The organism is Streptomyces sp. NPDC054847 (assembly GCF_053610925.1).
The window spans coordinates 1-10,688 of record NZ_JBSGZJ010000239.1 but is presented as its reverse complement, the minus strand read 5'-3'; the positions used below and the strand labels follow the sequence as shown (position 1 = coordinate 10,688).

Sequence of the window (10,688 nt, the reverse complement as noted above, 5' to 3'; positions counted from 1 at the left end):
CTCCCGAGGGAGTCCGGCCCGCCCGCGTCCGCGTCGCTGCTCGGCCTCGACCGGCAGGTCAGCCGGTCAGCGCCGGGTAGTCGATGAAGCCCTTGTCGTCGCCGCCGAAGAACGAGGCCGGGTCCGGGGTGTTGTACGGGCCGCCGGCCTCGAGGCGGGCCGGGAGGTCGGGGTTGGCCAGGAACATCGCGCCGTACGCGATCACGTCGGCGAGACCGTCCTCGACCAGGGTGAGGGCCTCGGGGCCGGTCGGCCCGTCGGTCGCCGGGTTGAGGACGAGCGTCCCGGAGAACTGCTTGCGCAGCGTCTGGGTGAGTTCCCGCCCTCCGGGGACGGCCTCCGTGATGTGCAGGTAGCCGAGGTCGAGCGGCTCGAGCCGCTGGACGAGAGCGGTGTAGACGGCCTCCGAGTCCGTCTCCTCGATGCCGTTGTACGGATTGAACGGCGAGATCCGCAGGGCGGTGCGCTCGGCGCCGATCGCGGCGGCGACCGCCTCCGTCACCTCGACGGCGAACCGGATGCGGTTCTCCACGGACCCGCCCCACTCGTCGGTGCGGCGGTTGCTGTTGGGCGCGAGGAACTGGTGGATGAGATACCCGTTCGCGCCGTGCAGCTCGACGCCGTCGAAGCCCGCCTCGATCGCGTTGCGCGCGGCGGACACGAAGTCCTCGATGGTCGCCCGGATCTCCTGCGTCGTCAGTTCCCTCGGTGCGACGAAGTCCTTGGGGCCCTCGTGCGTGTAGACCTGCCCCTGCGCGGCGACGGCGGACACGCCCACCGGGACGAGCCCGTCGGGCAGCAGCACGGGGTGGCCGATCCGGCCGGCGTGCATCAGCTGGGCGAAGATCGTGCCGCCCTCGCGGTGCACGGCGTCGGTGACCTCGCGCCAGGCGGTGACCTGCTCGGCACTGTGCAGCCCCGGGGTGTCCGGGTAGCCCTGGCCGACCACGGAGGGCTGGGTGCCCTCGGTGATGATCAGGCCGGCGGAGGCGCGCTGCCGGTAGTACTCCACGACGGAAGGCGTCGGCGTGAGGCCGGGGCCGTAGGCGCGACTGCGGGTCATCGGCGCCATGGCGATGCGGTTGCGCAGGTGCTTGCCGGCGAGCTGGATCGGGTCGAATGCGGTGGTCACGGTGAGCTCCCCAAAAATATATGGTCGGCCAAGTAATCGGCTGCGACGCCACTGTAGCGCATTCATTGGCCGACCAAGGTAATATTCTGGAAGCAATGAGAACCGGCCGAGGAGAGCACCATGTCCACAGCGGAGGAGGCACAGGGCGACCCTGCGTGCACCGGACAGCTGCCGCACGCGGCGAGCAGCGGCCCCGTCAGCCACGCCGTCTCGCGGGTGGCGCGGCTCCACCGCATCGCCGCGGGCAAGCTGCTGAAGGGGCTGGGCCTCTATCCGGGCCAGGAGTTCGTGATGATGCGCCTGTGGGACGCCGGGCCGGTGCGCCAGTCGGAGCTCATCAAGGCGGCCGACCTCGATCCGTCGACCGTGACCAAGATGCTCCAGCGCCTCGAGCAGTCCGGTCACGTCCGCCGCTGCCCCGACCCGGACGACCGCCGGGCGGTCCTCGTGGAGGCGACGGAGCGGAGCTGCGCGCTCCTTTCGGACGTGTCGGAGGCCTGGGCGAAGCTGGAGGAGCACACGCTCCGGGGACTGGGCGAGGACGACCGGCGGGAGCTGGCGCGCCTGCTGTCCATGGTCGAGGCCAACCTGTGCACGGAGACGGCCGACTGTCCGGAACGCCGCGGCGGGGACTGACCCCCGCTCGGGCGGCGGCGACCCGCCTTCGCCCCGTGCGCTGCTGCCCGGAGCGGCGCCTCACCCGGCCGGACCTGGCGCCGGCAGGGCCGTAGTCCTGGTGGTGCACGGCCCTTACGTGACCATGTGATGGCTGCCGGTCGCCGCCGCGGACGGACCTGACCGCGCAAGGGCTCAAAGGCGGCGATGAGTTCACACTTCGCACTCCTTCACGTCCGCCTCGTCGGCTGCGGACGGGACGTCCCGCTGGTCCGGCTGATCGCGCAGTGACCCGAAGGCGGGGTGGCCGGCGTGTGTTCCTGCAGGACCACCATGCGGCCCGCATTCTTCGGCTCGACGGGCCGGCCCTCGAAGACGGCAGGCGCGAGTGCCGGTTCGCAATCCGTCCAGGGCTGATCTGACGCGATCACCACAAGATCACCGCAACTGTGGAGAAGCCCTCACCGAGGCCTCATCTTCATGTGGGCAACCGTGTTCATGATCACGCCCAATCCCTGATTTCGCCCGTAGTCGGTGTACAGCCCGGCCCTAGATTCCCTGTTGATCTTGCCGACCGGCAGGATCGGAAGGGATGACACATCCGTGTCCAGATACACAGCCGGGCGTTCCCGCCCGCGACGACGCAGAGGGCGCATCGCTCTGGCGTCAGCCGTGGTGCTGGCGGCAGAAGTCGTCTTCATATCCGGCCAGACGGCCGTCGCGGCACCGGACGGGCCGGCCACTGCAGGCGCGACGTCCACCAACTCCCCTACGAAGAAGGGGAACGGGGAGCCGGACCCGGCCCGGGCGGCCGAGCATCCGAAGGGCTCGAAGGCCTGGGCCGTCACCCAGGCGAAGAAGACCGGCAGGAAGGTCGTCGCCTCCGACGAGACGACGGCCACCTCCTACACCGTGGCCAATCCCGACGGCACCCTCACCACCGAGCTGACTTCCGGCCCCGAGCGGGTCTGGCGGGCCGGCGAGTGGCGCAAGGTCGACGTCACCCTGACCAGGGCAGCCGACGGAACCGTGAAGGCGAAGGAGCACCCCAACGGGCTGCGCTTGGCGGGCAAGGGCGGCATCGCGTCGCGCTCCCTGGCCGCCGCCAAGGACGCGGCCCCGCGCGATCTCGTCACCCTCGGCACCGGAGACCAGGCGGTGACGCTGCAGTGGAAGGGCGGTCTTCCCGCTCCGGAGCTGAACGGCACCACCGCCCGTTACCGGGAGGCAGTGCCCGGCGCCGACGTCATCGTCGAGGCCACGCGGACCGGTTTCGAACAGTTCGTGGAGATCGACGAGAAGCCCTCCGGTGCGTATTCCTACACGCTGCCGGTCAAGGCCAAGGGGCTGAAGGCCAAGGCGAACAAGGACGGGTCGGTGACGTTCACCGACGCCGAGACCGGTGAGCAGCGCGCGACGATGCCCGCCCCGGTCATGTGGGACGCCTCGGTGGACAAGCGGTCCGGCGAGCACACCCGCCGCGCCCGAGTCGACATGAAGGTCGTGAACAAGGGCACCGGCCGTATCGACCTGGTCGTCACGCCGAGCGCGGATTTCCTCGCCGACCCCAAAACGCAGTATCCGGTCACGGTCGACCCCTCGACCTCCGCCCTGTCATCCACGTTCGACACCTACGTGCAGCGCGGCGAGACGGTCGACTGGTCCGCCGACACCGAGCTCGACTTCGGCAATCCGGGCACCACCAACGCGGACGGCACGACCCGCGTGGCCCGGTCCTTCATCCACTGGGACACCACGCCCATCCAGGACGCGTTGATCATCGACACGAACCTGGCGCTGTGGAACTTCCACTCCGGCAACACCGACTGCACCGCCCAGTCGTGGACCGTCTGGGACACCACCCAGGCATCCACCGCGTCCCGGTGGACCAGCCAGCCCACCTGGAACCAGCAGTACCACTCCTCCGACCAGACCCGCGGCAACCCCGGTTGCACCGCCACCCAGCCGGACGGCTGGATCAACGCCGACGTCGACACCCTCGTCCAGACGTGGGCCTCGGCGAAGACGACCCGCGGCTACATGGGCCTGCGCGCGGCCACCGACGACACCCGCGCCTGGAAACGCGTCAACTCCGGCAACGCCACGGCGAACCAGCCGAAGCTGACCGTGAACTACAACTACCGTCCCTCCGACGGCACGGCGCAGCAGGCCGGTCCGCCGTTCGAGATGTACAACGGTGTCTGGGCCGTCAACACCCTCACGCCGACGCTCAGGGACAAGTTCGCGGACGCGGACGGCGACACGGTCAGCGGCAGCTTCCAGGTCTACGACGCGGATACCAACACGCCGATCACCACGCCCGCCGGAGACGGTGTGCTGGTCTCCGGCTTCGTCACGCCCGGCGAGTGGGCGTCCGTGCAGGTGCCGGACGGGCAGCTCGTCGACGGCAAGATGTACAAGTTCCGCACCAACGCCTACGACGGCACCCACTACAACCTGGGCTGGTCCCCGTGGCGTTCGTTCGTCGTGGAGACCGCCGCCGCCGGTGTTCCCAGCAGTCTTCAGCCCGGCGACACCTACACGATCAGCGATCCCGCGCTGATCGCCGACCCCGCCCAGGTCGAGCAAGTCCTCAACAGGGACGGCAATCTGGAAGCGCTCGGCATCAAACCGCGCACCGGCCCGTCCGCCGAGCAGCCTGCCGGGTCAACGGCGGCGTCCGGGACGACAACGGCGCCGACCGTCGGGACCATGGCTGTCTGGGAGCGCACGTACACCGTTCCCAGCCAGCGATTCAACCGCGGCCGCAAGCCCGAGAACAACGGCCAGGATCCGTACGAATACATCGCCGACGTCGACGAGTGCCACAACGCCGACGACTCGGACAACGCAGCCGGGTGGATCAAGAACCGGTTCTCCTACTGTCAGGAGACCTTGACGGTCATGCCGGCGATCAGGTGTGGCCTGTGGCCCCCTGGCTGTTATCTGCACGGCACCTTCATCTCGACCAACACCCTTATCGGTCGAGGCCAGATCGGCGGCTTGGACGGCAGCACGCTGACCCGGTTCGCCGAATTCGACTTCAACGTGGATGTCTTCATATCCAGCGGCGACTTCAACAAGGTCGGCGCGAAGTTGGAAGCGAAGCTGGAGTGCGAGGGAAGCTGGGACATCGGCGTTCCGGGCGACCCCTCGGCCGAGGACGCATGCCAGCCCGGTCTCTACACGGGCCGCAGTGATTCACCCAGCCAGTGGAAGTACAACGGCGACACCAAGTTCGACCTGTGGTCGCTGGCACCGAAGCTGCCCGATGTCGCCCATGGTGATCAGATCGCCACGGGCCTGTTCACCCCGGTCCTCGAGTTCACGGTCCCCGGCTACTCCCAGCTCATCCCTTCCGAGGGCGAGCAGGGGGAGATCCGCTTCGACAGCGCCGCCTACAACGTACGGGCCAAGGCGGGTTCCGTTTTCCCCGATGCCACACCAGCGCTGCGCTACGACCGGAGCGACACGTCCGACCCCGGCGCTCCCGTGGAGCCGTACATCGGAGTGGCGGCGGTCGCGGACCACATCGGCGACGCTCTTGACGACCCGGGCAGCACCTACCCGACGAAGAGCGACAAGAAGCTGCCCGGTGGGAGCGCCGTCAACCCGTTGCACCGCCTCGTGCCGGGCTTCGGGCCGTCCGAGCAGGCACGCTACGACGCCAACCGCTCCGTCGTCTCCTCCACCTGCAACAACGCCGCCGTGCCGGGTAAACCCACGGCGGGAGAGCAGCGCGACTGCGACGAATTCCCCTTCGCCTCCAGTTACCAGGGGGCAGCGCGCTACCAGTACGAGGGCGAGCCGTACCGCGACGACTTCTCCGTCCGCTACATCGACTCGAACGAGAATCAGGAAGCCGGGCGGCGTCTCGGCGCCTGGTACGACAATGACCGAATCCTGAGTCATGACCCGTTCATCATCGTCATCGGCGACTGACCGGGGACATTCCGTCTGAGTCGGCCATACCGCGGGACCGGTCCACAGGACCGGTCCCGCACCCGTTTCACTCTGTCCCGCCACCGGCGGCCGTGCGCCAGATCTGAACCAGACAGTACTGATCTGCGCCGTTCATTTTGTCTTCGTGGCCCGGTGGCATGGGCAGTGGTTCCCGGGGTCCCGCCAACGGAGAAGTGAAAGGTCCGCCTTCACGATTGAATGTCCACCGCCATCGCATCCGGTACAGGCCGGAAGAGGGCAGGATCAAGGGAACTTCCTGCTGCCCCCCGTCGATGGTCTCCAGCGCGAGGTCACCTCCGGGGAGCTGAACCTCCACTTCCTCCGCACCGGACCACGGAGCGTCGTCCGCCGGAGGGGCCGCCGACCAGCTCTCCAATCGCACCGACGCCCGAATCACCTGGGGCGGCACTTGCAGATAAACCATGCCGGGTGCGGAAAGAAGCCATTTCGTTCGATCCGCTTGCGGTGAATAGGTGTCGACGCTCGTGTCAACCAGCCCAAAGATGCGATAGCTAGGAGAAACCAAAGTCTCGAAAGCATCCAGCAGCCTGCTCAAGGGTCACCTCGTACATCATCGATCGAGTCGATCAGCATTATGCCCGTGAATTCGATACTCCCGACCGGCAGCCGACCGTCCGGATTCCGCACCATCCGGAACGCAGCGCTGTCCCATCCCCGTGGGTGTGCACACGTCGGGCGGCAGGTGCATGAACGGTTCCAAGATCGCCCGGACTGGACCTAACCGGCGAGGCGGTCCAGCACCCGTTCCACGTCGGCGGGCGAGTTGTAGAGGTGGAACGAGGCACGCAGGTTGCCCGCGCGCTCGGACAGCAGGATCCCGGCCCCGGCCAGCTCGCCGGCGCGGTGGCCGAGGCCGGGCACGGCCACGATCGCCGAGTGCGCGGGCACCGGCTCGTGGCCCAGCTCCACGAGACCGGCCCTGAACCGCCGTGCCAGCGCGGTGTCGTGGGCCCGGACCGCGTCGATGCCGATCTCCTCCAGCAGGGCGAGCGACTGCTCGGCGCCGTGGTACGAGAGGAAGGCCGGTGGCTCGTCGTAGCGGCGGGCCGAGGTGGCGGTCTCCTCGATCGGGCCGTACGTCGTCTCCCACAGCCGTTCGGCGGCGAAGGTGCCCGCGTGCAGCGGCGGCAGCGCCTCCTGCGCGTCCTCCGTCACGGTCAGGAAGGACACCCCGCGCGGGCAGAGAAGGAACTTGAAACCGCCGGTGACCGTGTAGTCCCAGTCCCCCGCCGTCAGCGGCTGCCAGCCGGCCGACTGGCTGGCGTCGAGGAGCGTACGGGCCCCGTGCGCCGCGGCGGCGGCGCGCACGGCCGCCATGTCGGCGACCCTGCCGTCGGCGGACTGCACCGACGAGAACGCGACGAGCGCGGTGCCGGGGCGGACCGCGTCGGCCAGCCCTTCCAGCGGCGCGAACCGCGTCTTGAGGTCGCCCCTCACGGTGAACGGCGTGATCACGGAGGCGTACTCGCCTTCGGGGAACAGCACTTCGGAGCCCGGCGGCAGCGAAGCCGCGATCAGCCCCACATGGACGGAGACCGAGCCGCCGACGGCCACCCTCTCGTGAGGCACGCCGGCGATGCGGGCGAAGGACTCGCGGACGGCGGTCACGGCCGAGAAGTCGCCCGCGCCGCCCGGCCGTCCGTCGGCCAGCTCCTGCGCCAGCGCCGCCACCGCACGGACCGTTCGGCGCGGGAGCAGCCCGCAGCTCGAGGTGTTCAGGTACGTCGTCGTGGGCGCGAACTCGCCACCGGCCGTGGGCTCCAGGATCTGCGTCTCCATGGGATCACCCTGCGGTCCCGTGCCCTGCGGGTCAATTACGCCTTGCTGGACAGAACCGTTCAGCGGCGCTTCACGAAGCCGGCCGGGCGGCGTCGGCCGCCGCGGGGACCTCACAGGCGCCGTCGGCGTCGCAGACGGCCGCGTCCGCGTCGGCGGGCGTGACCTCCCGCCCCTGCCAGGCCTGTTCCAGCGCCTGCGTGAACAGCTCGGCGGGCTGCCCGCCCGACACCCCGTACCGCCGGTCGAACACGAAGAACGGCACGCCGGTGGCCCCCAGCTCCGCCGCCTCCCGCTCGTCGGCGCGTACGTCGTCGGCGTAGGCGCTCACATCCGCGAGGACCCGGCGTGCCTCCTGCTCGTCGAGGCCCGCCTCCACCGCGAGCGCCACGAGAACGGCCGGGTCGAAGACGGACCGCTCCTCCGCGAAGTTCGCCCGGTAGGCGAGAGTGAGCAGCTCGTCCTGGCGGCCGCGGGCCTTGGCGAGATGCAGCAGCCGGTGGATGTCGAAGGTGCTGCCGTGGTCGCGGCCCTCGACGCGGTACTCCAGCCCTTCGGAGCGGGCGTTGGACGCCACGTGCTCCTCCATGGCCAGCGCCTCCTCGCGGGTGCGGCCGTACTTCTTCGCGAGCATGTCGACGACCGGAGCGGTGTCGCCCCTCTCGCGGCCGGGGTCGAGTTCGAAGGAGCGGTGCACGACCTCGACCTCGTCACGGTGCGCGAAGGCGTCGAGTCCCTTCTCGAAACGGACCTTGCCGATGTAGCACCAGGGACAGGCGATGTCGGACCAGATCTCGACGCGCATGCTTCTTCATCACTCCAGGTTCGTGCCGGCCGGCGGCGCCGGGCGGGGTGGGACGGGACGGACGGGCCGGGGCGCCTCCGCAGGCACCTCAACAGGCGACGGGCCCGTCCCATTCCGCGGGATGCCGCTGAGGTCCCACGGGGCCGACGGCCGGTCGAGCCCCTCCCGGTCAGGGGTTCGCCGTCGGTGGGCGGTGAGGACGGCAGGACCGCTCGGGCATGGGCCTGCCTGCCGCGCGGCCGTCGGCGGCAGGCAGGTGCCCGGTGAGCACAGCCGCTTCGGCTCATTGCCCCCGCTCGGCCGCCGGCACCGTGAAGCGGAGGACCAGGTGGTTCCCGGCGAGCGGCTCGTCGGGGTCCGGGTACCAGCTGTGGTGGGTGTAGAAGGCCCTGGCCCGCTCGTTCTCCTGGAAGACCTCGAGGCGGGCCTCCGGCACGCCGGCGCGCCGCCATGCCTCGACGCAGGCGGCGTGGAGCTCGGTCCCGACACCGGCGCGCCAGCGCGCGGGGGCGACGTGGAGCTGCGAGAGCGTCATGACGCCGTCCACCTCGCCGAACGCGGCCGTGCCCGCGACGACGCCGTCCCGCTCCGCGCACAGCACCCTGCCCTGCCTGATCGCCCTCTCCCAGCCGGCCCGGGTGCGGGCACGCTCGGCCGGGCCGTCGAAGTCCTCCTCGGGGATGTGGCCCCGGTAGTAGGTGGCACGCGCCTCTGCGTGCAGGACGGCTATGGCGTCGAGGTCCACGAGCGTGGCAGTTCTGATCATGTGCCAGGGGACGCGACGGCGGGCGGGCGCGGTTGCAGATCCGTACTCGAAGCGCTCGGGCTCCCTTGACCTCGACCGCGGTTGAGGGTGAACGCTCACGGCATGACCACTCATCAGGATCACATCGAGATCGGCCTGCTCGTCACCCGCTTCTTCCGGGCCATGGACGAGCGGGCATTCCCGTCGGGCTGGGCACGCGACTATCTGACCGACGACGCGCGCATGGTCGCCCCCGTCGGGGTGTTCGAGGGCGCCGAGGCCGTGCGCGGCACGGAGAAGGCTCTCAAGAGGTTCGCCCGCACCCAGCACATGGCCTCCGACCTGTTGACCGACGTCGACGCAGGGCGGGACACGGCCAGGGCGTCCTGGAACGCGCTGATGGTCCACATCCATCACGAGGGTGACGATCCGCTGTTCACCGTCGGCGGTCGCTACGAGGCCGAACTTCGCCGGACCGAAGAGGGCTGGCGCTTCAGCCGGATGGCGGTCGAGGCCGTCTGGACGACGGGACGACCGCCGGTGCTGACGCCGGCGTGAGACGCCCGGGAGGGGCGCCTCCCGGGCGTCAGGAGCCGTCCCGCAGCCCTTCCGGCCAGCTGTCGCGGTACTCGATGCGGTCGAAGGAGACCACACAGCCCTCGCCCACCGGGGACTGGGCCATGAAGCCGACCAGTGCCGCGCCGGCCCGGTCCTCGTCGCCGAGCGTGAAGATGCGGACGAAGGTCCACTGCTCGCCGTCGGTGGAGGCGTGGAAGGCGAACGCCTTGCCCGTGCGGCTGATGCGCAGCCAGACGCTGTCACCGTCGACGACGAAGGAGTTGGCGTCGTCGGAGTGGCCGCGGGTGACGACCGTGCAGACCGTCGGCCTGTCCGGCGACAGCTCCAGGCAGAGCTTCGCCCACTCCTGCTCGGTGACGTGCAGGTAGAGCACGGCCGCGTCGAAGGCCGCGGCGAATCCGGCCTTGACGCGGGCGATCAGCTGGAAGTCGCCCTCCGGCGCGCCGAGCAGGCGGGGCGCGTCGGAGGCCGGTTCCAGGGCATGGCCGGTCGGCGGGACGAAACGGTCCTGGCGGGGGCCGGCCCAGGCGGTCAGCACACCGTCGTCGTAGGACCAGTCGGCCTCGGGCCCGTATGCCCGTAGGGGAAAGGGGAGGTCGGGCAGCTTCAGTTCCATGCGGGTCAGTGTTGCAGGCGGCCGTTCACGCGCCGGGGAAGTCCGAGCGGGTTGTCGTCGCGCAGTTCCGGCGGGAGCAGGGCGTGCGGGGTGCTCTGGTAGGTGACCGGGCGGAGCCAGCGTTCGATGGCGGTGGCGCCGACGGAGGTGGAGGTGGAGGTGGTGGCCGGATAGGGGCCGCCGTGATGCTGCGCCGGGGCGACGGCGACACCGGTCGGCCAGCCGTTGACCAGCACCCGGCCCGCCAGCGGCGTCAACCGGGCCAACAGCTCACCACCACGCCCCTGCCCCTCACTCTCGGCCGCGGACAGGTGCACGGTCGCGGTCAGATTCCCCGGCAGACGCCCCAGCACCGCGTCCACCTCGGCCGGATCACGGTACCGGGCCACCACCGTGACCGGCCCGAAACACTCCTCCAACAGCACATCATGCGCAC

9 protein-coding genes and 1 pseudogene are annotated in these 10,688 nt (G+C 70.0%); 3 read left to right on the top strand and 7 right to left on the bottom strand.

The genetic code is table 11. The annotated features are described in order from the left end of the window. Positions 1 to 58: 58 nt before the first annotated feature. A complete protein-coding gene (locus ACWGH4_RS22140) occupies positions 59 to 1,132 on the bottom strand; it encodes an alkene reductase (RefSeq protein WP_453463488.1) in 1,074 nt (357 codons plus the stop codon). 120 nt (positions 1,133 to 1,252) lie between these two features. On the opposite strand from ACWGH4_RS22140, the gene ACWGH4_RS22135 reads away from it, so the two are divergent. Both ACWGH4_RS22135 and ACWGH4_RS22130 read left to right on the top strand, forming a co-directional pair. Further along, on the top strand, positions 1,253 to 1,768 hold the full coding sequence (locus ACWGH4_RS22135) for a MarR family transcriptional regulator (RefSeq protein WP_441267186.1): 516 nt from the start codon (positions 1,253 to 1,255) through the stop codon (positions 1,766 to 1,768). Positions 1,769 to 2,350: 582 nt separating this feature from the next. Then, on the top strand, positions 2,351 to 5,689 hold the full coding sequence (locus ACWGH4_RS22130; protein ID WP_453463484.1) for a DNRLRE domain-containing protein: 3,339 nt from the start codon (positions 2,351 to 2,353) through the stop codon (positions 5,687 to 5,689). Positions 5,690 to 5,756: 67 nt separating this feature from the next. Here the strand turns inward: ACWGH4_RS22130 and ACWGH4_RS22125 are convergent, their stop codons facing one another. The 4 genes from ACWGH4_RS22125 to ACWGH4_RS22110 form a co-directional block, all read right to left on the bottom strand. Then, a complete protein-coding gene (locus tag ACWGH4_RS22125; protein ID WP_453463482.1) occupies positions 5,757 to 6,266 on the bottom strand; it encodes a hypothetical protein in 510 nt (169 codons plus the stop codon). Between the two features lie 182 nt (positions 6,267 to 6,448). After that, on the bottom strand, positions 6,449 to 7,510 hold the full coding sequence (locus ACWGH4_RS22120) for an aminotransferase class V-fold PLP-dependent enzyme (protein ID WP_453463479.1): 1,062 nt from the start codon (positions 7,508 to 7,510) through the stop codon (positions 6,449 to 6,451). Positions 7,511 to 7,580: 70 nt separating this feature from the next. After that, the gene (locus ACWGH4_RS22115; protein WP_453463477.1) at positions 7,581 to 8,312 is read right to left on the bottom strand and encodes a DsbA family oxidoreductase; all 732 of its coding nucleotides are present in this window, start codon (positions 8,310 to 8,312) and stop codon (positions 7,581 to 7,583) included. Between the two features lie 283 nt (positions 8,313 to 8,595). Further along, positions 8,596 to 9,078 carry an N-acetyltransferase family protein gene (locus ACWGH4_RS22110; protein ID WP_453463475.1) on the bottom strand — a complete coding sequence of 161 codons (483 nt, stop codon included), beginning with the start codon at positions 9,076 to 9,078 and terminating at the stop codon, positions 8,596 to 8,598. 102 nt (positions 9,079 to 9,180) lie between these two features. Between ACWGH4_RS22110 and ACWGH4_RS22105 the strand changes: the two genes are divergently transcribed. Continuing rightward, positions 9,181 to 9,615: a nuclear transport factor 2 family protein gene (locus ACWGH4_RS22105; protein ID WP_453463472.1), complete on the top strand. Its 435-nt coding sequence runs from the start codon at positions 9,181 to 9,183 to the stop codon at positions 9,613 to 9,615. A gap of 28 nt (positions 9,616 to 9,643) precedes the next feature. Here the strand turns inward: ACWGH4_RS22105 and ACWGH4_RS22100 are convergent, their stop codons facing one another. Together ACWGH4_RS22100 and ACWGH4_RS22095 are read right to left on the bottom strand one after the other, a co-directional pair. Then, positions 9,644 to 10,252: a DUF1349 domain-containing protein gene (locus tag ACWGH4_RS22100; RefSeq protein WP_441267179.1), complete on the bottom strand. Its 609-nt coding sequence runs from the start codon at positions 10,250 to 10,252 to the stop codon at positions 9,644 to 9,646. A gap of 5 nt (positions 10,253 to 10,257) precedes the next feature. Next, positions 10,258 to 10,688: pseudogene (locus ACWGH4_RS22095) on the bottom strand (aldehyde dehydrogenase (NADP(+))); the annotation flags it as partial.